General features: G+C 71.6%; 24 protein-coding genes. 16 read left to right on the top strand and 8 right to left on the bottom strand.

What is annotated here, in order from left to right; translation table 11 throughout:
- Positions 1 to 38: 38 nt before the first annotated feature.
- Together ACIHAD_RS02815 and ACIHAD_RS02810 are read right to left on the bottom strand one after the other, a co-directional pair.
- Positions 39 to 1,355 (bottom strand): PTS transporter subunit EIIC, encoded by a 1,317-nt coding sequence (locus ACIHAD_RS02815; RefSeq protein WP_397352603.1) that lies wholly within the window; start codon positions 1,353 to 1,355, stop codon positions 39 to 41.
- A 97-nt stretch (positions 1,356 to 1,452) separates the two neighbouring features.
- A complete protein-coding gene (locus ACIHAD_RS02810) occupies positions 1,453 to 2,193 on the bottom strand; it encodes a GntR family transcriptional regulator (RefSeq protein ID WP_357703032.1) in 741 nt (246 codons plus the stop codon).
- Positions 2,194 to 2,369: 176 nt separating this feature from the next.
- Here ACIHAD_RS02810 and ACIHAD_RS02805 point away from each other — a divergent pair, with 176 nt between their 5' ends.
- From ACIHAD_RS02805 to ACIHAD_RS02760, 10 genes are all read left to right on the top strand, one after another.
- Positions 2,370 to 3,404 carry an SIS domain-containing protein gene (locus ACIHAD_RS02805; RefSeq protein WP_397352602.1) on the top strand — a complete coding sequence of 345 codons (1,035 nt, stop codon included), beginning with the start codon at positions 2,370 to 2,372 and terminating at the stop codon, positions 3,402 to 3,404.
- 51 nt (positions 3,405 to 3,455) lie between these two features.
- The gene (locus ACIHAD_RS02800; RefSeq protein ID WP_397352601.1) at positions 3,456 to 3,689 is read left to right on the top strand and encodes a glucose PTS transporter subunit EIIB; all 234 of its coding nucleotides are present in this window, start codon (positions 3,456 to 3,458) and stop codon (positions 3,687 to 3,689) included.
- 10 nt (positions 3,690 to 3,699) lie between these two features.
- Positions 3,700 to 4,146 (top strand): PTS glucose transporter subunit IIA, encoded by a 447-nt coding sequence (locus ACIHAD_RS02795; protein WP_397352600.1) that lies wholly within the window; start codon positions 3,700 to 3,702, stop codon positions 4,144 to 4,146.
- A 179-nt stretch (positions 4,147 to 4,325) separates the two neighbouring features.
- The gene (locus ACIHAD_RS02790) at positions 4,326 to 4,589 is read left to right on the top strand and encodes an HPr family phosphocarrier protein (protein ID WP_397352599.1); all 264 of its coding nucleotides are present in this window, start codon (positions 4,326 to 4,328) and stop codon (positions 4,587 to 4,589) included.
- Entirely contained in the window at positions 4,586 to 6,250 is a 1,665-nt protein-coding gene (gene ptsP / locus ACIHAD_RS02785; RefSeq protein ID WP_397352598.1) for a phosphoenolpyruvate--protein phosphotransferase, read from the top strand. The genes ACIHAD_RS02790 and ptsP overlap by 4 nt, the downstream gene beginning before the upstream one ends.
- A gap of 59 nt (positions 6,251 to 6,309) precedes the next feature.
- A complete protein-coding gene (locus tag ACIHAD_RS02780; RefSeq protein ID WP_397352597.1) occupies positions 6,310 to 7,602 on the top strand; it encodes a glycoside hydrolase family 3 protein in 1,293 nt (430 codons plus the stop codon).
- Positions 7,603 to 7,727: 125 nt separating this feature from the next.
- The gene (locus ACIHAD_RS02775; protein WP_397352596.1) at positions 7,728 to 8,375 is read left to right on the top strand and encodes an HAD family hydrolase; all 648 of its coding nucleotides are present in this window, start codon (positions 7,728 to 7,730) and stop codon (positions 8,373 to 8,375) included.
- A 31-nt stretch (positions 8,376 to 8,406) separates the two neighbouring features.
- Positions 8,407 to 8,916, top strand: a complete 510-nt coding sequence (locus ACIHAD_RS02770; RefSeq protein WP_397352595.1) for a DUF6912 family protein — start codon at positions 8,407 to 8,409, stop codon at positions 8,914 to 8,916.
- Between the two features lie 34 nt (positions 8,917 to 8,950).
- Positions 8,951 to 9,577: an HAD family hydrolase gene (locus ACIHAD_RS02765; RefSeq protein WP_397352594.1), complete on the top strand. Its 627-nt coding sequence runs from the start codon at positions 8,951 to 8,953 to the stop codon at positions 9,575 to 9,577.
- Between the two features lie 93 nt (positions 9,578 to 9,670).
- Entirely contained in the window at positions 9,671 to 10,378 is a 708-nt protein-coding gene (locus ACIHAD_RS02760; RefSeq protein ID WP_397352593.1) for an HAD family hydrolase, read from the top strand.
- A gap of 38 nt (positions 10,379 to 10,416) precedes the next feature.
- Here the strand turns inward: ACIHAD_RS02760 and ACIHAD_RS02755 are convergent, their stop codons facing one another.
- A complete protein-coding gene (locus tag ACIHAD_RS02755; RefSeq protein WP_397352592.1) occupies positions 10,417 to 12,024 on the bottom strand; it encodes a penicillin-binding transpeptidase domain-containing protein in 1,608 nt (535 codons plus the stop codon).
- An 86-nt stretch (positions 12,025 to 12,110) separates the two neighbouring features.
- Here ACIHAD_RS02755 and ACIHAD_RS02750 point away from each other — a divergent pair, with 86 nt between their 5' ends.
- From ACIHAD_RS02750 to ACIHAD_RS02740, 3 genes are read left to right on the top strand one after another with little or no spacing between them, the layout of a single operon-like run.
- The gene (locus tag ACIHAD_RS02750; RefSeq protein ID WP_397352591.1) at positions 12,111 to 13,040 is read left to right on the top strand and encodes a LysR family transcriptional regulator; all 930 of its coding nucleotides are present in this window, start codon (positions 12,111 to 12,113) and stop codon (positions 13,038 to 13,040) included.
- A complete protein-coding gene (locus ACIHAD_RS02745) occupies positions 13,037 to 13,894 on the top strand; it encodes a serine hydrolase (protein WP_397352590.1) in 858 nt (285 codons plus the stop codon). Before ACIHAD_RS02750 ends, ACIHAD_RS02745 begins: the two co-directional genes overlap by 4 nt.
- Before the next feature lie 58 nt (positions 13,895 to 13,952).
- On the top strand, positions 13,953 to 15,917 hold the full coding sequence (locus ACIHAD_RS02740; RefSeq protein WP_397352589.1) for an acetoacetate--CoA ligase: 1,965 nt from the start codon (positions 13,953 to 13,955) through the stop codon (positions 15,915 to 15,917).
- 28 nt (positions 15,918 to 15,945) lie between these two features.
- On the opposite strand, the gene ACIHAD_RS02735 is transcribed toward ACIHAD_RS02740, so the two are convergent.
- On the bottom strand, positions 15,946 to 16,581 hold the full coding sequence (locus tag ACIHAD_RS02735) for a GNAT family N-acetyltransferase (protein ID WP_397352588.1): 636 nt from the start codon (positions 16,579 to 16,581) through the stop codon (positions 15,946 to 15,948).
- Positions 16,582 to 17,017: 436 nt separating this feature from the next.
- Here ACIHAD_RS02735 and ACIHAD_RS02730 point away from each other — a divergent pair, with 436 nt between their 5' ends.
- Positions 17,018 to 17,647: a L,D-transpeptidase family protein gene (locus tag ACIHAD_RS02730; RefSeq protein WP_397352587.1), complete on the top strand. Its 630-nt coding sequence runs from the start codon at positions 17,018 to 17,020 to the stop codon at positions 17,645 to 17,647.
- A gap of 1 nt (position 17,648) precedes the next feature.
- On the opposite strand, the gene ACIHAD_RS02725 is transcribed toward ACIHAD_RS02730, so the two are convergent.
- The 4 genes from ACIHAD_RS02725 to ACIHAD_RS02710 form a co-directional block, all read right to left on the bottom strand.
- Positions 17,649 to 19,178, bottom strand: coding sequence for an FAD-binding oxidoreductase (locus tag ACIHAD_RS02725; RefSeq protein WP_397352586.1), 1,530 nt, complete (start codon positions 19,176 to 19,178; stop codon positions 17,649 to 17,651).
- A gap of 86 nt (positions 19,179 to 19,264) precedes the next feature.
- The gene (locus tag ACIHAD_RS02720; protein ID WP_397352585.1) at positions 19,265 to 20,872 is read right to left on the bottom strand and encodes an NADH-ubiquinone oxidoreductase-F iron-sulfur binding region domain-containing protein; all 1,608 of its coding nucleotides are present in this window, start codon (positions 20,870 to 20,872) and stop codon (positions 19,265 to 19,267) included.
- 31 nt (positions 20,873 to 20,903) lie between these two features.
- A complete protein-coding gene (locus tag ACIHAD_RS02715) occupies positions 20,904 to 21,728 on the bottom strand; it encodes a hypothetical protein (RefSeq protein WP_397352584.1) in 825 nt (274 codons plus the stop codon).
- Between the two features lie 55 nt (positions 21,729 to 21,783).
- The gene (locus tag ACIHAD_RS02710; RefSeq protein WP_397352583.1) at positions 21,784 to 23,259 is read right to left on the bottom strand and encodes a DUF1996 domain-containing protein; all 1,476 of its coding nucleotides are present in this window, start codon (positions 23,257 to 23,259) and stop codon (positions 21,784 to 21,786) included.
- A 209-nt stretch (positions 23,260 to 23,468) separates the two neighbouring features.
- On the opposite strand from ACIHAD_RS02710, the gene ACIHAD_RS02705 reads away from it, so the two are divergent.
- Positions 23,469 to 24,014: a sigma-70 family RNA polymerase sigma factor gene (locus ACIHAD_RS02705; RefSeq protein ID WP_357702993.1), complete on the top strand. Its 546-nt coding sequence runs from the start codon at positions 23,469 to 23,471 to the stop codon at positions 24,012 to 24,014.
- The gene (locus tag ACIHAD_RS02700; protein ID WP_397352582.1) at positions 24,014 to 24,211 is read left to right on the top strand and encodes a zf-HC2 domain-containing protein; all 198 of its coding nucleotides are present in this window, start codon (positions 24,014 to 24,016) and stop codon (positions 24,209 to 24,211) included. The genes ACIHAD_RS02705 and ACIHAD_RS02700 overlap by 1 nt, the downstream gene beginning before the upstream one ends.
- Positions 24,212 to 24,334: the final 123 nt, after the last annotated feature.

Below are 24,334 nucleotides of genomic sequence, written 5' to 3'. Positions count from 1 at the left end.
CAGGTTCCTACCACGGCGGGCGTGGCGGAAAACGGACGCTAGGTCTCGCCGGAGTCGAGGTCGGGCTCGGGTTCCCGGCCGGGCGTCATGATGTCGAACCTGCGGATGAGGAACGTGAACACGACGTAGTACACGACGCCGTAGATCAGGCCGAGCAGCAGGATGCCCGGAAGGTTCTGGGTGTTGGACTTGCTGGCGTTCAGCAGCATGTCCAGCAGGCCCGCGGAGAAGCCGAAGCCGAGCTGCCCGCCGATGAGCGTGGTGAGCGCCATCGCCAGCCCGGTCAGGACGGCGTGCGCGACCAGCAGCGCGGGCGCGACGAAGATGAACGCGAACTCGATCGGCTCGGTGATGCCGGTGACGAACGAGGCCAGCCCCGCCGAGAGCATGATGCCGCCCACCGTGGCCCGGCGGTGCGGGGGCGCGGCCCGCCACATGGCCAGGGCGGCGGCCGGCAGGGCGAACATCATGACGGGGAAGAAACCGGCCATGAACTGGCCGGAGTGCGGGGCGCCGCCGAAGTAGCAGTTCCAGTCGCCGCCCAGCACGTGACCGCCCACCTCGCACTGCGGCACGACGTACCAGACGACCGAGTTCACGAAGTGGTGCAAACCGAGCGGGATGAGCAGGCGGTTGATCAGGCCGTAGATGCCGGTGCCGATGGGGCCGATGGCGGCCAGGGCCTCGCCGGCGTGGCGGATCCACTCGCCGAGGACCGGCCAGAGCCAGCCGAACAGCACTCCGAGCAGCAGCGCGACGATGGAGGTGATGATCGGCACGAACCGGCGTCCGCCGAAGAACGCCAGCCACGGCGGCAGCTTGATCCGGTGGAAGCGCTGCCACAGCAGCGCGGTGACCAGGCCCATCACGATGCCGCCGAGCACCTTGGTGGGGTTCTGCATGCCGTAGTTGATGACCTCTTTGATGCCCTGGTCCTGGACCTGGCGGATGGCCACGGTGTCCCGGATGTCCGAGCCGAAGAACATCACCTTGGTCACCCGGTCGAACACCAGGTAGCCGACGACGGCCGCGAGCGCCGTGCTGCCGTCGGCCTTGCGGGCGAAGCCGATGGCCACGCCCACCGCGAACAGCAGCGGCAGGTTCTGGAACAGCGCGTCCCCGGCCGCGGCCAGCACCTCGGCGACCTGGCTCATCCACGCGAACCCGGGCACGTCGGCCAGGCCGCCGGGGGCGGGGCCGTTGGAGCCCAGCATGTCGGGCTGGCCGAACCGGAAGAGCAGCGCGGCCGCGGGCAGGGCCGCGATGGGCAACATCAGCGAGCGGCCCAGCCGCTGGAGCACGTTCATCACGCGTGCGAACGGCGAAGGCCGGGCGGCGGCGGTGGTCTCGTTCACCGGGCGTTCCTCCGGGGGGTGGGAGTGGGGCGTCCGCCGGGCAGGCCGTCCGGGCCTGGCGAAGTGGCCCGAGCCGTCCGGGCCCGGCGGAGTGGCCCTAGCCCCGTCTAACGGGCATTTCGAGGATGGTCCGCAGCTGATAGCGGTCAGCGCGGTAGGTGGACACGCCGAGCTCCGCGCAGACCCCGCCGGAGAAGGACCTGCGCTGGAGCAGCAGCACGGCGCCGCCGCGCGGCAGCTTCAGCAGGTCGGCGTCGCTCGGGTCGGCGATGCCGCCGTCGATGGTGAGCTCGCCGGCGTCCATGACCAGCCCGTAGCGGCTCTCCAGCAGCTCATACAGCGATTTGTCCGACAAGTCGTAATCGGCCAGGTCGGGGGCGAGCTTGACCGGGATGTGTGCCCGTTCGATGGACAGCGGCTCGCCGTCGGCCGTACGCAGGCGTTCGATGAAGTGCACTTCCTCGCCCGGCTGGATCCCCAGTTCCTTGGCCAGGTGGGCGCTGGCCCGCACGATGCGGCGGTCGAGGTCGCGCGAGCCCGGGATCATCCCGCGCGCTCTCATGTCGTCGGTGAACGACGTGAGCTGCAACGCCAGCTCGATCTTGGGCCTGGCCACGAACGTGCCCTTGCCCGGCACGCGGTGCAGGCGGCCCTCGGAGACCAGGTGGTCGACGGCCTGCCGTACGGTCATCCTGGACAGGCCGAACCGCTGGCAGAGCTCCCGCTCGGACGGGATGGCCGCGCCGATGCTGAGCTCGTTGCTGTCAATGAGGTCCAGCAGGATCTCGCGAAGCTGGAAGTACTTGGGCACCGGGCTATCCGGATCGATGTGCGCCACGGATCCTCCCCTCGATCGGCAAAGAAGAAATCTGGGACTGGTGGTGCGGCAGTCTATGGGCAGATTTCTTGTTTGGTGGCCATGGGCTATGGTTCGTACTGGTCTAGTCCGGACTAGACCACATGTCGTGAAAGACGGTCAAGTCCGAACCGTATGAATCGAGGGATGAGCTCAGGATGACCACCAAGATGCGCAGTGAGATCGCCGAGCAGCCGGAAGCGCTGCGGGCCACGCTCGACGCCCTGCTCCCCAGGGTGGACGAGGTGAGGGCGGTGGGCGAGCAGACGCGCCAGCTGCTGTTCATCGCGCGTGGCACCTCCGACAACGCCGCAGTCTACGGCCGCTACCTGGTCGAGTCCCACGCGGGCCGGATGGGCGCGCTGGCGGCGCCGTCCATCGCGACGACCTACCGGCGCAAGCTCGACCTCGACGGCGTGCTGGCCGTCGCGATCTCCCAGTCGGGCCGTACGGAGGAGATCGTCGAGACCCTGACCTGGGCCAAGGACTGCGGCGCGAAGACGGTCGGCATCACCAACGGCGGCGAGGACAGCCCGCTCGCCCAGGCGGCCGACGTCGCGCTGTGCACGCTGGCCGGCGAGGAGAAGGCCGTCCCGGCGACCAAGACGTACACCACGCAGCTCGCCGCGCTGGCCGTGCTCGCGCTGGGCCTGGGCGCCGACGTGGACGCAGGCGACCTGCGGCGGGTGCCCGAGGCGGTCGAGAAGCTGATCGCCGAGCCGGGCGACCTGGACGCGGTCGTCGAAGGGCTGCTGGACAAGCCGGGCGTGGTCGTGTCCGGACGCGGGCTCGCCTTCTCCACGGCCCTGGAGACCGCGCTCAAGCTCAAGGAGGCCTGCTACCTGCACGCCATGGGCCTGTCCTACGCCGACCTGCTGCACGGCCCGATCGCCGTGGTCGACGCCGACACCCCGGCGCTGCTGGTGGCCTCGGAGAACAGCCCCACGCTGTCCGGCACGGTGGCCCTGGCCGAGCGGGTCGTGGCGGCGGGCGCGGCGGCGTACACGATCGGCGGCGGCGACGCGCTCGCGCAGGCCGGCACGGCCGCGCTGAACGGCCCCGACCTGCCCGAATGGGTGGCGCCGATGGGCCTGATCATCCCCGGCCAGCTCCTCACCGAAGCGCTGGCCCGGCGCCTCGGCATCGACCCCGACTCGCCGCGCGGGCTCAACAAGGTCACGCAGACGGACTGAGCCGGGCGCCTCGTTTAGCCTGGTCAAGGAGTTGGAACGAGGGAGGACCGGATGGCGGATGTGAATGCGATCATCGCCGGTCTCGGCGGTGCCGACAACATCATCGAGATCGAGCCCTGCATCACCCGGTTGCGCACCGAGGTGCACGACGCGTCCAAGGTCGACCAGGCCGCCCTCAAGGCGGCGGGGGCGCACGGCGTGATGGCCGCGGGGAACGTGGTCCAGGTCGTCGTGGGGCCCGAGGCGGACACGATCGCCAGCGACATCGAGGACATCATCGGCTAAGGGCGAGACCATGACGACTGTTCTCGCCCCGGTCGAGGGGGCGGCTGTGGGGTTGGCCGCCGTGCCCGATCCGGTCTTCTCCGCGGGCATGGTGGGGCCGGGAACGGCGATCGACCCGCTGCGGGGGCCGGGCAAGGCCGTGGCCCCCATAGCGGGAAAAATCATGAAACTGCATCCGCATGCCTACGTCATCGTGGGGGACGACGGCAGGGGCGTGCTGGTGCATCTGGGCATCGACACGGTCCAGCTCAAGGGGAAGGGATTCCAGCTGCTGGCGGCCGAGGGCGACAGGGTCAGCGCGGGGCAGCCCGTCGTGGCGTGGGACCCGTCCGTCGTCGAGGCCGGCGGACGGTCCCCGGTCTGCCCGGTCGTGGCCCTGGACGCTCCCTCGGAGTCGGTGACCGGGATCGTCCAGGGGGCGGTGCACGTGGGGGACGAGCTGTTCACATGGATGTAGACACCGTCGGCGCGGTCCCCGAGATCGCCGTACGGCGCCTCATCGGCACGGTCGTACCAGCAGAAGACGTCACAATAGGCGTGCCCCCAGCCATGCCGGCGCCGGCCCGACCACGAGCGGCCGGCCGCCGTTCACGCAAGGGTCCAGCTGGTCTGGACCGGGTAGAGAAGGAGAGGCTCATGGGTGAGCGCAAGGTCACGGTCGCGGCGGAGGTGGGCCTGCACGCCCGTCCCGCGGCGACGTTCGTGAAACGGGCCCAGCTGGCCCCGATGGACATCAGCGTGGCCAAGGCCGGCGGCGGAGGGGCGCCGGTCAACGGCAAGAGCATCCTCGCCATCATGGCGCTCGACGTCCGGCAGGGCGAGACCGTCGTGATCAGCGCAGAGGGCGACGGTTCCGAGGAGATCCTGGACGAACTGGCCACGATCGCCGGAGCGCCATGAACCTGCGGGGGGTTGGGGTCAGCCCGGGCATCGGGCACGGCCCCGCGTACGTTCTGACCGCCTCTGTGCCCGAACCCCCCGAGGGCAGCACCTACACCGGTGAGGCGGAACAGGAGAAGGAGCGGGCGACGGCCGCGCTCTCACAGGTCGCGGGCGAGCTGGAGGCCCGCGGCAACCAGGCGGGCGGCGAGGCCGAGGAGATCCTCAAGGCCCAGGCGCTGATGGCCGAGGACCCCGGTCTGGTGGTGAAGGTCAGGACCCTCATCGACCGGGGCCTCGCCGCTCCGCGGGCGGTCTTCGAGGCGTTCACCAAGTACCGGGACGTGCTCACCGGGGCCGGCGGTTACCTGGGCGAGCGGGCCGCCGACCTCGACGACATCAGGGACCGGGTGATCGCCCTGCTCACCGGGCGCCCGATGCCGGGGCTGCCGGCGGCGCCCGAGGAGCCGTACGTGCTGGTCGCGGCCGATCTGGCGCCCGCCGACACGGCGTTGTTGTCCAGGCGGCACGTGGCCGGGTTCGTCACCGAGCAGGGCGGGCCCACGAGCCACACCGCGATCATGGCCCGGGCGATGGGCGTGCCCGCCGTGGTCGCCTGCCCCGGGGCGACCGGCATCCCCGGCGGCGTCCGGGTGCTGGTGGACGGCACGACGGGCGAGGTGAGCCTGGAACCGTCCGACGACCACGTGGCCGGGGCGCGGGACGCGGCGGCGGCGAAGCAGGCGGCGATCGGCGCGGCCAAGGGGCCGGGCCGGACCGCCGACGGGCACGCGGTGCCGCTGCTGGCCAACGTCGCAGGCCCGGCCGAGCTGGAGGAGGCGCTGGCCGCCGGGGCGGAGGGCGTCGGGCTCTACCGGACCGAGTTCCTCTTCCTCGACCGGGCCGACGCGCCCACCGCCGAGGAGCAGCGGCGGGCGTACCGCGCGGCGCTGGAGGCCCTGCCCGGAGCCACCGTGGTGGTGCGCACGCTCGACGCGGGCGCCGACAAGCCGCTGCGGTTCCTGCCCGCCCCCGCCGAGCCGAACCCGGCACTGGGGGAACGCGGGCTGCGCCTGTTCAGGCGGTTCCCCGAGGTGATGGACGCGCAGTTGCGCGCGCTGGCGGCGGCGGCCGAGGACGCGCCGGCCGAGCTGCTGGTGATGGCGCCCATGGTGGCCACGGCCGAGGAGGCCAGGTGGTTCGCCGACGCCTGCCGGGCGCGCGGGTTGTCCAAGGTGGGCGTCATGATCGAGATCCCGTCCGCGGCGCTGCGGGCCGGGCAGCTCGCCGGGGTGGTGGACTTCGTCTCGCTGGGCACCAACGACCTGGCCCAGTACGCCTTCGCCGCCGACCGCCAGCTCGGCACGGTGAGCGGGCTCCAGGACCCGTGGCAGCCGGCGCTGCTCGACCTGATCGCCATGTCCTGCGGCCACGGCAAGCCGGTGGGCATCTGCGGTGAGGCGGCCGCCGATCCGGCCATGGCGTGCGTGCTGGTCGGGCTCGGGGCGACCACGCTGTCGATGGGGGCGGGGGCGCTGGGGGCCGTACGCGCCGCGCTGGCCGCGCACACGCTGGAGCAGTGCAGGCTGGCGGCACGCAACGCGCGGGCCCAGGTCACAGCCGCGAACGCGCGCGCGGTGGCGCGCATCCACCTGCCCGGGCTCGCGGCACTGGGGGTGTGAACGGGCCGTTTTCCGGTGGCGGGGCTCGTACGGGCCGCGGCATGGATACCTTGGAAGGCATGTTCAGACGGATCGGCCCGGCAGGGCTCCTGGTGTTGGCGCTGACCGCGTGCGGCGGCGGCGGTGGCGCCCCGGCGAGCGCGGCCCCGGCGAGCGACGGGGCCACCCCCGCGGGGAGCACGACACCACAGAGCCCGCCCCAGGCCGAGGCCGACCCGGTGCTCCGGGTGCTGAAGCGGATGACCCTGGAGGAGAAGGCCGGCCAGCTCTTCATGCCCGTCCTGTACGGCACCGCCGCCGACACCGTCTCCGGCGAGAACCAGGCCCGCTACGGCGCCCAGACCCCGGCCAAGGTGATCGCCCGCTACCACCTGGGCGGCGTGATCCTCTTCCCGGCGAACGTCAAGACCACCGCCCAGGTCGTCCAGCTCACCAACGGCCTTCAGGAGGCGTCGAAGAAGGTCCCGCTGCTGGTCGGCACCGACCAGGAGAACGGCCTGGTCTCCCGCATGTCCGCGCTGATGACCGACTTCCCCGGCGCGGCCGAGATCGGCGCCACCAAGGACCCGGCGATGTCCAGGGCCGTGGCCAGGGCGACCGGCGAGGAACTGCGGGCGCTCGGGGTCAACCTCGACTTCGCGCCCGTCGCCGACGTCAACGTCAACCCGAGGAACCCGGTCATCGGCAGGCGGGCCTACGGGAACGACCCGTCCGCGGTGGCGAAGATGGTCGCGGCGGCGGTCAAGGGCTTCGGCGACGCCAAGGTGGCGGCCACGGCCAAGCACTTCCCGGGCCACGGCGACACCTCCGTCGACAGCCACACCGGCCTGCCGGTGATCAAGCACACCATGGCCCAGTGGGAGAAGATCGACGCGCCGCCGTTCAGGGCAGCCGTCGGCGCCGGGGTCGACGCCGTGATGAGCGCCCACATCGTCTTCCCCAAGCTCGACCCGTCGGGCGACCCGGCGACGCTGTCCAAGCCCATCCTGACCGGCCTGCTCCGGCAGAAGCTCGGCTTCAAGGGCGTGATCTCCACCGACGCGCTCAACATGGAGGGCGTGCGCAAGAAGTACGGCGACGGCGAGGTGGCGGTGCGCGCGGTGCTGGCCGGGGCCGACCTGCTGCTCATGCCGTACGACCTGGGCAAGGCGTACCAGGCGGTGCTGGGGGCGGTGAAGTCGGGGCGCATCTCCGAGGACCGCCTCGACCAGTCGGTCATCCGGCTGCTCAGGCTCAAGCAGAAGAGGGGGCTGCTGTCCGCGGCGCCCGTCGCGTCGGCGCGGGAGGCGGCCGGCGTGCTGCGTTCGCCCGAGCACCGCAAGCTGGCCGCCGAGGTGCGGGCCGCGGGTTAGGGCGGCCCATGGACAGATCGCGCAGGCCATTCAGTGGGATTTATCCGTAAATAAAGAGCCGGGCCGTGCAAAAGCCGATTCTGTGGGGTTCTATCCTAGAACCGGATTCGAGCGAGGAGGCGGTCGTGGTCGCAGGGGTGCTCATCGACTGGGGTGGCGTGCTCACGAGCAGCCTGACCGACTCCATCGCCCGGTGGCTCGCGGCCGACCGGATCGACGCCGACCACTACCGTTCGGTGATGCGCGAGCTGGTCGACCACGCCTACCGGGGCGGCGAGGGCCAGAACGTCGTGCACGCGCTCGAACGCGGCGAGCTCGACGGCCCGGCCTTCGAACGCGACCTGGCCGCGCGGCTGCTCACCGTGGACGGCGTGCCGCCGGTGGCCGAGGGGCTGCTGGAGCGGATGTTCGCGGGGTTCGAACGGGTTGACGCCATGTACGACATGCTCCGCGACGTACGGAAAAATGGTGTCAAGACGTGTTTGTTGTCTAACTCCTGGTCGAACACCTACCCTCGCCACGAATGGGACGGCCTCTTCGACGCGGTCGTGATCTCCGGCGAGGTCGGCATGCGCAAACCCGAGGAGCGCATCTTCCGCCACGCCCTCGACCAGGTCGGACTGCCCGGCGAGCAGTGCGTGTTCATCGACGACATCGAGGCCAACATCCTGGCCGCCCGCGCCCTCGGCATCACCGGCATCCACCACCGCGACGCCGACACGACCCTCACAGAGCTGGAGTCCGTGCTCCGGCTCACGCTGCGACGGGCATGATGGTGCCCTTGCGATTTCGGAAAGGTTCGTGATGCGCGTCTATCTGCCGTGCACCCTCCCCACCCTCGCCCGCGCGGTCGAGGCGGGGGAGCTGGGTCCGGCCCCCCTGACCGGTTACGCGGTGACCCCCGCGCTGACCGAGTGGTACGCCTCGGGAGACACCGAGGAACTGGAGTACGTCGCGCTGACCGAGGCGGCCCGCGCCTCGCTGCGCATGCTGGCCGCCGACCGCGCCGACGGCGTGGCCGCCGGGCCCAGGCGGGTGGTGGTCGCCGCCGAGGTGCCCGACGGCTCGGTCTCGGCCGGCGTCGGCCTGGAGGAGCGGGCACGGGTGCGCCTGGCCGCGGCCGTCCCGATGGCGAAGGTGGCCGCGGTGCACATCGACGACCACGACGCCGCAACCGACATCGAGGCCGCCGTCGAGGCGCTGGCCGCCGCCGACGACGGCGACGACGACGCCCGGTTCACGGTCGACGGCGCGGAGGCCCACGAGCTCATGTGGTACGCCACCCAGGAGATCCCGGACCTGCTGCGTTCATGAGAACGTCACACCTGCCGAATAAGCTTGATGGGACATGACAAAACACATCATCTGGGATTGGAACGGGACGCTTTTTCACGACGTCGAGGCCGTCGTGGGTGCCACCAACGCCCTCTTCAAGCCGTACGCGTTGCCCGAGCTGACCGCCGACGGGTTCCGCGCGGTCTACACCCGTCCCATCTGGGTCGCCTACGAGCGCCTGCTCGGCCGGCCGCTGGCCGAGGGGGAGTGGGAGCTGCTGGACACCGGGTTCCACGAGCACTACTTCAGGCTGAGCGCCGCCTGCGGGCTGGCCCCCGACGCCGAGGTGGTGCTCGGCGGCTGGGCCGGCACCCAGTCGCTGTGCTCGATGGCCCCCCACACCCATCTGCTGCCGATGGTCGAGTCCTTCGGCATCACCCGGCACTTCACCCGGATCGACGGGCTGGTCGGGAGCACGGGAGGCGAGAAGGCCGTGCACATGACCGCGCACATCCAGGCCCTCGACGTCGATCCCGGCGAGATCCTGGTGATCGGCGACAGCGTCGACGACGGGCTCGCCGCACAACACGTGGGGGCGCGGGCGGTGCTCTACACCGGTGGCATGACCACGCGGGCCGAGCTGGAGGGCACCGGCCTGCCCGTGGTGGACACGCTCGCCCAGGCGCTCCGGTACGCCTGAGGGGCATGCCGGATCCGCCTCGGGGGAAGCCCGGGGCGGGCGGCGGCCGTACCCTTGCCGGTAACCCCTCAGGAGGTCGCCATCAACCGCCTTGTGCTCTGGAACGTCGATCTCACCCTGGTCGACGTCGCCATCGTGACCCGGGACGCCTACGCCGAGGCGTTCCGCGCCGTGACCGGCCGGCCGCTGGTCAAGCTCGTGCCGCCGCTCGGCCGTCCCGACTCCGAGATCGTCTTCGAGACGCTGGCCGTCAACGGGTTCCAGGCCGAGGACGCCCACCTGCCCAGGTTCCTGGCCGCGCTCGCGCTCGCCTTCGCCGACCGGCGCGGCCGGCTGGCCAAGGAGGGCCGGATGATGCCGGGCGCCAAGGCCGCGCTGAAGTCGGTGGCCCGGCTCGACGGCGTCGTGCAGTCGGTGCTGACCGGCACGATCAAGGGCAACGCCGTGCACAAGCTCAAGGCGTTCGGGCTGGACAAGTACGTCGACTTCGAGCTCGGCGGCTACGGCGAGGAGGTCTACCCCAAGGCGACGCTGTTGCAGGTGGCGCAGGGGAGGGCCAAGCAGCGGCTGGGCACGCCGTTCACGGCGGCCAACACGGTCGTGATCGGCGACTCCACGCGTGACGTGCAGGCGGCCAGGATCGGCGGGGCCGCCGTGATCGGGGTCGCCTCGGGGCGGTCGACGGCCGCCGAGCTGCGGGAGGCGGGCGCCGACCTGGTGCTGCCGGACCTGTCCGACGCCTCGGAGGTGGTGGCCGCCGTGCACGGCCTGACCTCGCCGCTGGACCGCAAGGCCGGCTGACCCCGCCCCCGTCGCCCCCGTCGCCCCCGCACGGTCGATCAGGGCAGGGCGGTGAGGAACCGCGCGGCGACCGGGGCCGCCACGGCCGAGCCGGCGCCGCCGCCCTCCACGATGACCGCGAAGGCCACGTCCCCCTTGTAGCCGATGAACCACGAGTGCGCGGGCGGTTCCTTGCCCGAGCCGTACTCGGCCGTTCCGGTCTTGCCCGCGGTGCCCGCCGGGAAGTGCGCGGCCTTGGCGGTGCCGTCCGTGACGACGGCGGGCATGAGCTTGCGCAGGGCCGACACCACGCCGCGCTCCAGCGGGCGCGGGCGGTCGTCGGAGGCCAGGCCCTTGGAGACGATCCGCGGCGGGATCCAGGCGCCCGAGGCGATGGCGGCGGCGACGGAGGCCATGTTGAGCGGGCTGGCCAGCACCCGGCCCTGGCCGATGGAGGCCGAGGCGAGGTCGGTGTCGTCCTTGGGGTCGGGGAACTCGGCCCGTACGGCGGGCACGCCCGGGTTGATCGGGGTGCCGAAGCCGAAGCTCTTGGCCACCTCCGCCAGCCTGCCGCCGTTCAGCTCGGCCACGCTCATCTCGCCGAACGTGGTGTTGCACGAGTGCGCGAAGGCGTCCTGGAAGGAGAGCGTGCCGTAGTCCTTGAAGCCGGCGTTGTGGAAGGGGAAGCCGCCGATGTTCTTCTCGGCCGGGCAGGCGACCGTCTTGCCGGGCTCGACCCCGTCGGCGACCAGCGCCGAGGCCGTGACGACCTTGAACGTCGAGCCGGGCGGATACTTGCCCAGCAGCGCCCGGTTGAAGCCGCCGGGCTTGTTCACCACGGCCAGGATCTCGCCGGTCGAGGCGCGCAGCGCCACCAGCGAGGCCGGCTTGGTGACGCCTTCGAGCGCCGCGGCCCCCGCCGTGTGCACCTTCAGGTCGATCGTGGTGGGGAACGGCTCGGTGCCGCCCGGCTGGACCAGCGTCTCGACCAGCTCGTCGCCCTTGTAGAGGCCGATGCTGGAGTCGCCGCTCTCGTCGAACCGGTCGGGGTAGGTCTGCCTGATGCCCTCCACCAGTTGCTGCACCGAGCCGGGGGCGTCCGCGCCGCCGATCTCGGTGCCGTCGGCGGCCAGGACGCGCACCGCGTCGCGCTTCTGGGCGACCAGGCGCAGCGACAGGCCCTTCTTGAGCTCGGGGTGGATGGCGGCCGGGGTCCAGGCGACCTTCCACGCGCCGTCCCGCTCGACCAGCTTGAGCCGGCCGCTGTACTTCCAGTCCCGGCGGCCTCGCAGGTTGACGCTGAAGCCCAGGTAGCCGTCGTCGTCCGGGCCGTTGTCGGCGAGGGGGCCGTTCGAGCGGGAGCGGGAGAAGGTGGCCTGCTCGACCTTGAGGTCGGTGAGGAAACGCCGGTGCCAGGTCTCGAAGTCGGCGGGCGGGTCGGCGACGAGCTGCCGCATCTTCGCATAATCCTTGACGGACCAGGCCGAGAGGTATTCGTCGGTCGTCTGCTCGGGTGAGCCCTTCGTCCGCAACAGCCAGATCGTGGCCCCCGCCGCCACGACCAGCACGACAAGGACGGTCAGGACCAGCGGCCACCTGCGCCGCCGCCGGCGGCGCGGTCCCTCCGGCCGAAGTTGCCCGTACAGGGCCCCCGTTGGTGATGCCATGGCCTGAGGACACCAGAGACGGAGGAGTCCCGTCCAATATTGATATGACCGCTACATGGATATAAATCTGGATATAGTGGCTGGTCATGGACCTGGTCCGGCATCTCCGCTACTTCGTCGTCGTGGCGGAGGAACTGCACTTCGGGAACGCCGCGATCCGCCTCGGCATGGCGCAGCCGCCGCTCAGCCAGCGCATCAAGCGGCTGGAGGAGGAGCTCGGCGTGCCGCTCTTCGACCGCTCCGCCCGCCAGGTGCGCCTGACCGAGGCCGGGCGGCTGCTGCTCGGCGAGTCCCGCGAGATCGTGGCCAGGGTCGAGCGGCTGCGCGAGCTGGCCCGCCACGGCGACGGCGGCGTGCTCAAGATCGGGGTCCCGCCCGACCTGGCCGCCTCCGTGATCGCCGCCCTGGTCGCGGGCTTCCGCGCGGCCAACCCGGACGTACGGCTCGTCCCCGCCGAGATCTGGACGGCCGACCAGGTGACCGCCCTCGCCGAGGGCGCGATCGACGTCGGGCTCGTCCGCCATCCGGTCGCCGCCCCCGGCCTGGACTTCGGCCAGGTGCTCGTGCAGCCCCAGGGCGTGCTGCTGGCCGCGGACGACCCGCTGGCCGGGGCCGGCGAGGTGCACCTGACCGAGCTGGCCGGGCGCGAACTGCTGATGCCGCCCAAGGAGGGCGAGCCTGGCTGGCACGCCGAGACGCTGGCCGAGTGCCGCCGGCACGGCTACGTCCCCGGCCAGGTCCATCAGGGCGCCGGGCTCGGCCTGGTGCTCGCGGGTCAGGCGGTGGCGTTCGGGCCGAAGGCGGACGTCCCTGGGCTGGCGTGGCGGCCGCTGCTAGGCTCGCCGATCGCGTGCCGGGTCTCCACCGCCTGGCGCACGGCGACGGGCCCGAGGAAGGACTGGGTCGCCGAGTTCTCGGCCGTTGCCGTACGCACGTTGAAGGAGAGCGCCGGGATGACCGACGAGGGCGCCGCGCCCGCGCGGCGGATCAGCCGGAGGCCGGGGATGCTGGCATGAGCGACCCCGACTACGCGGCGCTGTTCCGGATGGCCGGGGTGACCGGCTGGCTGCACGCCTGCGACATCGACTCCGGGCAGGAGGCCGGGCACGGCGCCGAGGAGCCGGTGCCCCTGGCGTCGGTGTACAAGTTGCCACTGCTGGTGGAGTTCTGCCGGCAGGCCGACGCGGGGCTGCTGGACGCGACGGCCCCGACGACCGTCCCGGCCGGCCGGCGGGTCTCCGGGCCGACGGGCCTGTCGGCCATGCTCGACGACGTGACGATGTCGCTGCGCGACCTGGCGTACCTGATGATGGCGGTGAGCGACAACACCTCCGCCGACGTGCTGCTCGACCGGGTGGGCATGGAGGCGGTCAACACCATGCTGGACTCCTTCGGCCTCGGCGGCACCCGGCTGCTGCAGAGCGGCCGGGCCCTGTACGAGAGCATGGAGCTGGACGCCGGCCACGGGTGGCCGTACCTGGATCCCGACGACATCTCCCGCATGCGGGTGCTCGACCCGGCGCGCACGAACCGCAGCACCCCGAGCGAGATGACCCGCCTGCTCTCCATGATCTGGCGGGACGAGGCCGCCACGCCGGGGTCGTGCTCCTGGATGCGTTCCGTGCTCAACATGCAGGTGTGGCCGCACCGGCTGGCCTCGGGCTTCCCGTACGACGACGTCGAGGTCGGCGGCAAGACCGGCTCGCTGCCGACCCTGCGCAACGAGGTCGGCGTGGTCGAGTACCCCGACGGCGGCCGGTACGCGGTGGCGGTGTTCACCCGTTCGTTCAGCACCGCGGTCATCCAGCCGCGCGCCGACGCGGTGATCGGCACGGCCGCGCGTATGGCGGTGGACCACCTACGGAGGTAGCAAGTTATGTGGGAGGTCAGGTATGACTTTCCACCTACCGGGCGACAGGATGGGGCACATGGTTGCTGAAGGTGCGCTTCTCTGGGAGCCGACCCAAGAGGTCGTGGCCGCCGCCAAGCTGACCCGCTACCTGGAGTGGCTGGGGCGGTCCGGAGCGAGCTACGAGGAGGTGTGGCAGTGGTCCGTCGACCGTCCTGAGGAGTTCTGGGCGTCGCTCTGGGACTACTTCGACGTCATCGGGGAGCGCGGTGACGGGCCGGTGCTGTCGGGCGAGATGCCCGGCGCGACCTGGTTCGCGGGTGCCTCGGTCAACTACGCCGAGAACGCGCTGCGGCGCACCGAGGGCACCGCCCTGGTCTTCGTCTCCGAGGACGGCGCCCGCCAGGAGCTGACGTACGCCGAGCTGCGCGACGAGGTGGCCCGCGTCCGCGCCGGCCTGGCCCGGCTCGGCGTCACCAGGGGCGACCGCGTGGCCGGCTACCTGCCGAACATCCCCCAGGCTCTGATCGCCTTCCTCGCCACCGCCTCGCTGGGCGCCGTCTGGTCGGCCGGCTCGCCCGACTTCGGGGTGCCGAGCATCGTCGACCGGTTCAAGCAGATCGAGCCCAAGGTGCTCATCGCGGTCGACGGCTACCGCTACAACGGCAAGACCTACGACCGCTCCGACGCCGTGCAGGAGATCGCCGCCGAGCTGCCCACGCTGCGCGCCACGGTCTGGATCCCCTACCTGCCGGCGGCCGGCGAGGGCCGCGCCCCCCAGCGGGCCGAGCCCGGCGCCGCGCACACCCGTTCGGTGCCGCACGGCGAGGTGATCGGCTGGGAGGGGCTGCGGGCCGAGGCCGGGCCGCTGGAGTTCGACCGGGTGCCGTTCGGCCACCCGCTGTGGATCCTCTACTCCAGCGGCACGACCGGGCTGCCCAAGCCGATCGTGCACGGGCACGGCGGCGTGCTGCTCGAACACCTCAAGTCGCTCGCCTTCCACCAGGACCTGGGCGAGGACGATGTGTTCTTCTGGTACACCACCACGGGCTGGATGATGTGGAACTACCTCATCGGCGCCCTGCTGGTGGGGGCCACGCCGGTGCTCTACGACGGCTCTGCCACACATCCCTCGCCCGCCGCGCTCTGGCGGATCGCCGCCTCGGAGCAGGTGACGTACTTCGGGGTGGGGGCGCCGTACATCATGGCCTCGCTGAAGGACGGGATCCACCCGACCGGGCTGGAGCGGCTGCGCGGCATCGGCTCGACCGGCTCGCCGCTGCCCCCCGAGGGCTTCGCGTGGGTCGCCGCCGAGCTGCCCGGGACGCCGATCGGGTCGTTCTCCGGCGGCACCGACGTGTGCACCGGGTTCGTCGGGGCCACGATGCTCCACCCGATCAGGGCGGGGATCATCCCGTGCCGGTCGCTGGGGGCGAAGGTGGAGTCGTACGACCCCAAGGGCGAGCCGGTGGTCGGCGAGGTGGGCGAGCTGGTGCTGACCCGGCCGATGCCCTCCATGCCGGTGATGTTCTGGAACGACCCCGACGGGCGGCGCTACTTCGAGAGCTACTTCGACGTCTACCCCGGCGTGTGGCGGCACGGCGACTGGATCAAGATCAACGAGGACGGGAGCTGCGTCATCTACGGCCGCTCCGACTCCACCCTCAACCGCGGCGGCGTGCGCATGGGCACCAGCGAGTTCTACCGGGTCGTGGAGCGGTTCGACGAGATCGCCGACAGCCTCGTGATCGACACCGGGCAGCTCGGCCAGGAGGGCCGCCTGCTGCTCTACGTCACCCTCGCCGAGGGCGCCGAGTTCGGCGAGGAGCTCGAACGCGCCCTGTGCGCGGCCCTTCGCCAGGAGCTGTCGCCCCGGCACGTGCCGAACGAGATCCGCGTCGTGCCCGGCATCCCCCGGACGCTGTCCGGCAAGAAGCTGGAGGTGCCCGTACGCAAGATCCTGCTCGGCACGCCCGTCGAGGAGGCGGCCAACCCCGACGCCATGGCGAACCCGGAGGTGTTGCGGCACTTCAGGCCGTCGTGACGGTGACGGTGACGGCGACGGCGGCGGCTCAGGGCTCCAGGCCGAACAGGGGCAGGCAGGCGTCCAGGTTGTGGATCTCGATGTCGGGCGACGGCGACCAGTCCTCGCGGGCCATGCGGAAGCGCCGGGTGACGACCGGCTCGCCCTGGCGCGCGTGCACGGTGACGCCGTCGTCGCGGTAGCCGAGCTTCCTGGTCACCGCCAGCGAGGCGTGGTTGTCCTCGAACGCCTCCGTCACGGCGTGCCGCGCGCCGAGCCCGGCGAAGGCGAAGTGCAGGACGGCCCTGCGCATCTCCGTGCCGATGCCGAGGCCCTGGAAGCGCCGCCCCAGCCAGGAGCCCGTCTTGACCTGCCGGGCCACCGGGAAGCCGGTCGCGGTGATGCCCTGGGTGCCGACCACCCGGCCCTCGTGCACCGCGACCAGCTCCACCGACCAGTCCTCGGCGGTGAATCCGGCCCAGCTCCTGAAGTGGTACTGCACGGTCCGTCGGACCCGCTCGGCCGGGGCGGCCTCGGACCACGGGAACAGGAACGGCATGAAGCCGGCCTCGTGGACGCCCTCGGCGGCCCGGTCGGCCAGTTCGTCGAGGTCGTCGAGGCTGGGGTGCCGCAGTTCCAGCCGCGGCGTGGTGATGGAGAGCTCAAAGAGCGGCCAGTTACGCATATCTCGGCATACTTCCAGCCGTACCGGCGCTCGCGCGACTCGTTTTTTGCCTCACCCGGATATTCGCCGGAAAGGTTTTGCCGAACGGTGTGCGTTCCGGGCGTCGGCTTGGCTAAGGTGGGGGCTGTTCGGAGGGGTGAACAGAAACCGGGTGGGTGAACGCGCAGCTCACTCCCCGGCTTCTGGAGGAAAGGCGGATGCGTCCATGGCGCATCCGCCTTTCTTTTTCGCCCCTTTCGGGCTTGCTCAAAACGCCTAAAGCTTTGACTTTGTTGTCGCATAAAAGCGATATGCCTGTTTTTAGCATGATTTACCAGTGTCGTGAATTGTCGGCGATCTGGGTAGGCGTTGACCTATGATCACAAAGGTTCGGAGAGCGGTTGTTTTCGCCGCTCTAGGGTGTGGTGGGCTCCCGTTCCTGGCCGGTACGCCCGCCGTGGCGGACACGGCGGTGCCCGGCGGGGAGGTCGTGCTGCGGCCGGGCGACCGCGGCGAGACCGTCAGGCACCTCCAGGAGCGGCTGCACCGGGGCGGCTACTACTACGGCAGGATCAACGGCGTCTACGACGAGCAGACCAAGTTCGGCGTGTGGGCGTTCCAGAAGCACCGGCACCTGCGGCCCCAGGGCGCGGTCGGGCCGGAGGTGTGGAAGGCGTTCGGCCGGCCGGTGCGCATGCGGCCGCTGGTGCCGAACGGGGAGGCCGACCGGGTCGAGATCAACCTGCGCTACCAGCTCCTCGTCGTCTACCGCCACCGCCGCCCGGCGCTCGTCTCGCACGTCTCGACGGGCGCGCGGGTCGACTACTGCCAGAACGGCCACTGCGGCAACGCGATCACCCCGACCGGCGACTTCCACGTCACCAGCCGCGCGCCGGGCTGGACCGAGGGGCCGCTGGGCACGATGTACGACTCGCTCTACTTCGTCGGGGGCATCGCCATGCACGGCTCGTCCAAGGTGCCGCTGCGGCCCGCCTCGCACGGCTGCGTCCGGCTGCCGCTGGCCACCTCGAAGCGGCTGTTCGACATGGTGGACATCGGCGAACCCGTCTATGTGCGGGAGAAGTAGGTCAGATGCCTTGCGGCAGGCGGAACAGCCGGTCGGGATCGTAGGTGGACTTCACCTCGGCCAGGCGGGCGGCGTTGGGGCCGTAGTAGGCGCCGCGCCAGCCGGTCAGGTCGGGGTCGACGTAGTTCACGTAGGCGTGCTCGCCGAAGTGCGGGGTCATCTCGCCGTGCAGCTTGCGCAGCCACGTCCGGTCCGTGCCCTCCGCGTAGTACTGCACGCTGTAGAGCGCGGCCCGGTGCGGGAAGGCCGTGGCGGCCGGCTTGACCCGGCCCACGGCGCCGCCGAGCGCGTCCAGCAGCACGGAGTGCCGTCCGCCCCGCGCCACCCCGTCCACCAGGCGCCGGACGCCGTCGGCCGGGAGCCCGGCGTAGGCCAGGTGCGACTTGGCGGCGAACGCCTCCCGCGGCGTCCGGCGGCACTGCGCCACCGACCGTGACGCGCACCCCGCCATGACCATCATGGCCTCCCGGTACGACGTGGTCCGCACGGACCTCGACGACGGCGTGCCGATCCGCGCGACCAGCGGGGCGAGCAGACGGTCCAGTGACGCCTTCGGGCCCTCGTACGTGCCGACGACCAGCACGTCCAGGCCGCTTTCCGCCCGCGTCAGGTGCAACGACGACCACAGCTCGTCCGGCGCGGACGGGCCCCACGACTGCCAGGCGCGCACCGCGGCCCCGGCCTTGGACCACGGCCAGCGCAGGAAGAACACGGTGAGGCCGCGCGTGGCGTGGGTGCGGAAGGTGAAGGAGACCGCGATGCCGACGTTGCCGCCGCCACCGCCGCGGCAGGCCCAGTAGAGGCCGGAGTGGTGGGTGGCGTCCGCGGTCAGCAGGCGGCCGTCGGCCGTGACCACGCGTACGGACTCCAGGGTGTCGCAGGTGAGCCCGTACTTCCTCGACACCACGCCGATGCCGCCGCCCAGCGTCAGCCCGGCGATCCCGACCGTGGGGCACGAGCCCGCCGGGATGCTCACGCCGTGCCGGGCCAGCCGGTCGTAGACGTCGATCAGCTTGGCACCCGCCCCGACCGTGGCCCGGCCGGAGGCGTAGGAGACCGCGTTCATCCGGGACACGTCGATCACCAGGCCGGTCCCGGTTGACCAGCCCGCGTAGGAGTGGCCGCCGGAACGGGCGGTGACCGCGACGCCGGTCGCGCGCGCGAACGCCAGGCACGCCGAGACGTCCGCCGGGCTCGCGCAGTACGCCACGCCGCCCGGCCTGATCCGGTCGTAGGCGGGGTTGAACAGGCGGCGGGCGCTGTCGTACCCGGAGTCGCCGGGCAGCACCAGCGTGCCGGCGAGCTGCCTGCGCAGCCGCGCCCAGTCCGGCGGCGGCCCCGACCGCCCCGCCCCGAACGCCCCCACGCCGGACACCTCAGCGCCGGACGGCCCGAAGCCGGCCGATCCCGCGCCGGCCGATCCCGCGCCGGACGGTCGCGCGCCGACGGCCGGTGCGCCGGGCGTCCTCGCGTCGGCGGCGAGTGCCAGCGGCGCGAGCGCGGTGAGGTGGAGAAAGTCGCGGCGGTCCATGGGCGTCCCCCGTCGGTCGTGTCGAACCGATCGATGAGACGCGTGGACTTTGCGACAAGTTGGTCACAACTCCATCACTGCCGAAATCACCCCGCTGTCCCCCCAAATCCAAAGATGTTCGGACTAACCCCCACCCGCGTCAGCCCCGGGGCCTTCCTCAGCACGCCGTCCTTGACCAGCCGCAGCGGCGACATGGGCGGCTTCGGCCCGTCCCCGTTCGTCTGGGCGATCCGCAACGCCAGCGCCGGGCACATCTCGACCGCCCGCCGCGCGTCCTTGACCATCCAACCCGGCACGTTCCTGAACGACGGGAACCCGTAGTCGTCCAGGTCCACGAACTCCGGCAGCAGGTGCGCGCACAGTCCGTGCCCCTGGCAGCGGGTCCAGTCCACCTCCAGCCGGTACTCGGGCTCCACCTCGGGCTCGGGCATCGGCAGCACGCCGCGCACCGGCCGGCCGCACGAGCCGTGCTCCAGGTGGAGCGCGATCTCGCTCTCGAACGCGTCCAGCGCCGACAGCACGAACTTGGCCGTGCCGTCCGGATGGAAGCACGCGCCACGCCGCTCGACGGCCCGCACGCACCGGCGTACGGCGTCCACGGAGCCGGTGCCCTCGGCGATCGCGCACAGCGCCCGCGCCACGTCCGGCAGCCCCAGGCGGCAGGGACCGCACTGCCCGGCCGACTCCGCGGCCAGGTACGAGGCCACCCTGGCCGCCTCACCCAAAGGACAGGTGGCGTCGCCGAGCGGCACGATGATCCCCGCGCCCAGCGTGGCCCCGGCCAGCTTCATGCCCTCCCGCGAGATCACCGCTGATCTGGCCACCTCGGCCGACAGCCACGCGCCGTGATAGCCGCCGACCAGCACGCCGTCCCCGGCCTCGGCCTCGCACAGCGCGAGGACGTCGGCCAGCAGGACGCCGGTCGGCGCCTCGATCACCGCGCCGTTGGCCGCGCCGCCGCTCACCGTGAGCAGAATCGTGCCGGGCTCCTTGCTGGTGCCCACCTCGGCGTACTTCTCGGGGCCGTACTCGGCCAGCAGCGCGAACTGCGCGTAGGTCTCGGTGTTGGACAGCAGGGTCGGCAGCCCGTCCACGCCGCTCGTCGCGGCCCGCCGCTTCCTTCCCGGCGGGATGGCCTCCTCGCCGTTCACGCCGCGGACGAGCGCACCGCCCTCCCCGCTGATGAACCGCTCCGCCAGGCCGACCACCCGGATCGGGATGCGGCTCTCCGAACCGCCCGACACGTTCGCGGCCCGGCGCTCGGCCACCGCGGCCGACACGGACGACTCGGCCACCTCGCCCTCGACGGTGGCCACGACCACCTCGCGGGCGCCCAGCGCCTCCGCCGCCAGGATGGCGCCGTCCAGGACGAGGTGCGGGTTACGGGTGAGCAGCATGGCGTCCTTGGAACTGGCCGGCTCGCCCTCGGCGCCGTTGACCAGGACCACGCTCTCGCCCGTGCCCGCCGCGTCGGCCACGGCCCGCAGCTTGCGTCCGAACGGGAAGGCGGCGCCGCCCCGCCCGCGCATGTCCACCTCGTTCACCATGGAGATGAGGTCGGCCAGCTCGCGCGGGCGCGGCTCGCCGTGCAGCGTCCGGTGCGCGGGCAGGTCGAGCCGCCGGCAGTGGTCGAGCCCGGCGGTCAGCCGCGCCGGGCCCATCCGCAGCACGCGCGGCACCCGGTGCGGGATCACGACCGGCTCCTCGGGGTCGCGCGGCGCGGGCTCATCCGGCCTCCCGGTACCTGCGCCGCGCGTCGGCCAGGCTCACCGGCGCGTCGGCGGTCGCCGCCGTCGCCGTGGCCGCCGCCGTCGCCCGCGGCCGTTCGACGGGTACGTCAGCCGCGATCCCGGCCGTCACGGCGGGCGCCTCGACCCTCTCCGGTACGACGGGCGGCCTGCGCAGCGTGGCCAGCACGCGGACGACCAGCGCCGAACCGACCGCGGCCAGGCACGCCACGTACGACCAGGCCACCCAGCCGGCCGGTGGGCGGCCCGCCGTCAGCCCGTGCATGATCGCGATGGGCCACGCCAGGTACGCGGCCGAGTGCAGCAGCCGCCACAACCACGGCGTGCCGCGGACGGCGAAGCGGCCTCTGAGCATCCCCGTGGCCACCGCCACGACCATCAGGTCGAAGGCGAGCGCGCCGAAGCCCACGTAGACCCCGGCGACCGGCACGACCGCGGCCCCCGGCGGCGCGTGTCCCAGGCTGACCATGAGGACGATGTGCGTGACCAGGTAGCCCAGCCCGATGAGGGCGGTGGCGCGGTGCGCGAGCTGGGCCCTGACCCGGTTGGGCGGGGACAGGAACACGCGTTCGGTGGTGAGCAGGCCGAGCGCGACCGTCGCGGTCAGCAGCACCAGGGCGAACACGCCCGCGTAGAACTCTAGGAAACTGACTCCCCGGCCGAGCAGCGCGACGCCGCGCTCGGTCCTGGCCAGCGCGAACACCGACAACAGGACGGCCGTCAACGAGGCGCTCGCCCCCAGCCGGACGTTCCTTGTGTCCAGCTTTGTGGGGGCGTGCCGGGGGTGTCGTCTGTGGAGCATCTGTTTCCCTCCAAGGTCGGGTGAGGGTACGACTCGGAAGGCTGATGGGGACGTGTCAGCAGCGGCGCCCCCGGTTGATGCACGAGACGACGAACTGCATCAGCCGATCGGGCATGACGTTGGCGAAATCCGCGTGGTCGGTGACCGGGTTGTGCTTCTGTTCAGGGAACGCGTCCACGGCGAACGACGGACCCTGTGGAACCGTGTAGGCGAGGAGCATGCGCAGTTGCGGAATCGCCCTGGTGCCTTGCGGACAAGCGCCGTTCTGCCCGGGGAAGACCACGTGCGTGCGGTGATTGGCGCTGTCGGTGTTCTGACCGTCCCAGCAGCTGGGGAAATCCAGAATACGAAGAACCTGACTTCCGCGCGGGCAAAGCGGATATTTATCGGGACTTATGCGATTTGTGAATCCTGTGCAGGTCCAGCGGGCCCGCGCGTTGGCCCCGCCGTTCGTCCCGGCCTTGGCGTCGCCGGTGATCAGCCGCAGGAACCTCGGCATCGCCACGACCCCGGAAGTCGCGTTGCCCCGGAACTGCAGGCTCACCGCTCGGGCGCGGATCACCCGGCCCACGTTGCCGTCCGGGTCCTGGACGTTCGCGTCCACTTTGCGGTCGCGCAGAACCGGCCAGAAGTAAGTGGATTTATCCCCTAGGCGGCAGGTGGTGCCGGCGGCGGCCAGGCTCTCGTCGGTGGAGAAGCCGTCCGTGGACAGGTTGCCGACGTAGTCGTGGAGGTGGTGGGCGCCGTTGCTCACGCCGGGGGCCACGATGAAGTTGTCGGGGTTGTTGTGGCCGTTGCGGTTGGTGCCGCATTGAGCGACGAACGTGCCGCGTGAGCCGTTCCTGCCGATGCCGGCGTCGAGCCTCAGGGGCTGGACCTGGCGGATGTCCACGAAGTCCTCGACGAACGGGCCCAGATCCTGGCAGTCGTCGTCCTGGGAGGCCGTGGGGGAGGGGGAGGCGGTCCTGGTCGGCCGGCCCCGCTGGTCCGACGGCTGGTCGCCGGGATCCTGCGGGTTCTGGGGGTCTTGGGGATTCTGGGGGTCCTGCGGATTCTGGGGGTCCTGGGGGTTCTGGGAGTTCTGGTCGGGGTTCTGGGGTGCGCCCGGGGTGGCGGTGGGGGTCCGGGGCGAGCGGTCGCGCCGGAACAGGGTGCCGGCGGACTCCTCCGGCTCCGGCGACCGCGCCGGGTCGTGCAGCACGATCCCGCCGCCCTGCACCTGCTGGTCCCCACCCTGCCGCTGATCGGGCGCCTGCCGATCAGGGACCTGCTGGTCGGGAACCTGTTGATCGGGTGCCTGCTGGTCCGGTGCCTGCGGGTCGGGCGCTTGCTGGTCGGGCGCTTGCTGGTCAGGGGCCTGCTGGTCGGCGGCGCGGTCGCCCTGGCGCCGGGCGTTCTCCTGGCTCACCTGGGCCGGGTCGCAGTGGTCGGCACGCGCCGGTCCCACGCCGATGACGGCGGCGGACACCAGGCCCCCCGCCGCCACGGCAAGAGCGGACATGGCCGCGGCCATGCGCCCAGTTCTCCTCATGGTTGTCTCCTCGTTTCGACCGCCTCGGCGGCGGCGGGCGGCCACCACGGAGCCGCCGGGCATGAGGGTCTCGCCGCACGAAGCCGTTGCATGGTGGGAGGTACGCGGGCTTACACCATCAGGTTCAGTCATGACCGGAGATAGTTAGAAATAACTGGAGTTATCGGAGTGGCTGCCGTACGGATAACGAAGGTGTAAAGATGTGCCCCGTGCTAGGTCACCTCGACGGCAGGTTCGAGAGTGCGGATGCCGAGGCGGAACATCGCATCGCGGTGCTCTACCAGGAGTTCGGCGGCCCTCTGCTGCGCCACGTACGCAAATCGACCGGTAACGATCTGCAATGGGCCGAGGACGTCGTACAGGAGACGCTGGTCAGGGCCTGGCGAAACTCGGCAAGACTGCAATGGGAACCGAGCCTTTTATGGGCGTGGCTGCTGACAGTGGCCCGCCGCATCGTTATCGATGGACGTCGACGGAAGAGCGCCCGGCCTCACGAGGTCGAGCCGCCCGAAGTCGACCAGATGTCGGTGCCGGACGGCTCCGAGCGCGCCCTTTCGGCGATCGTGGTCGCCGACGCGCTGCGCAGCCTGTCCGACGAACACCGCGAAGTCATTGAGCAGACCTACCTCCGAGACCGTACGATAAGTGAGGCGGCGGAGATTCTGGGGATTCCGCCGGGCACGGTGAAGTCCCGGCTCTACTACGGGATCCGGGCTCTCCGCGAACAGCTGCGGGACAAGGGGGTAGCCGGCTGATGCACGACGGGGTGGCCGCCTACGTCCTCGGTGTCCTCGACGAAGAGGAGCACGAGGCGTTCGAACGCCACCTCGACGCGTGCGAGCGGTGCCAGGCCGAGCTCGTGGAGCTGGCCGAGCTTCCCGACCGGCTCGACGACCTCAGGAACGTCCCCTCGGCCTCCGGCGATGATCCCCCCATGTCGATGTCACGTTGACGTCTATGTCCTTTTCGGGTGATATCGGTACGGCAAGGCACACGCCCGGAACCATGACCGGGCGTCCAGGGGGAGGTGTTCGGTGGGCATCGACGGTGATGCGCCCGTTCCCCCGCATCCGCG

It is taken from the genome of Nonomuraea sp. NPDC052265 (assembly GCF_044547985.1).
GTDB lineage: Bacteria > Actinomycetota > Actinomycetes > Streptosporangiales > Streptosporangiaceae > Nonomuraea.
Note: the sequence above shows the minus strand (reverse complement) of the source record. Positions and strands in the feature narration are given on the sequence as shown.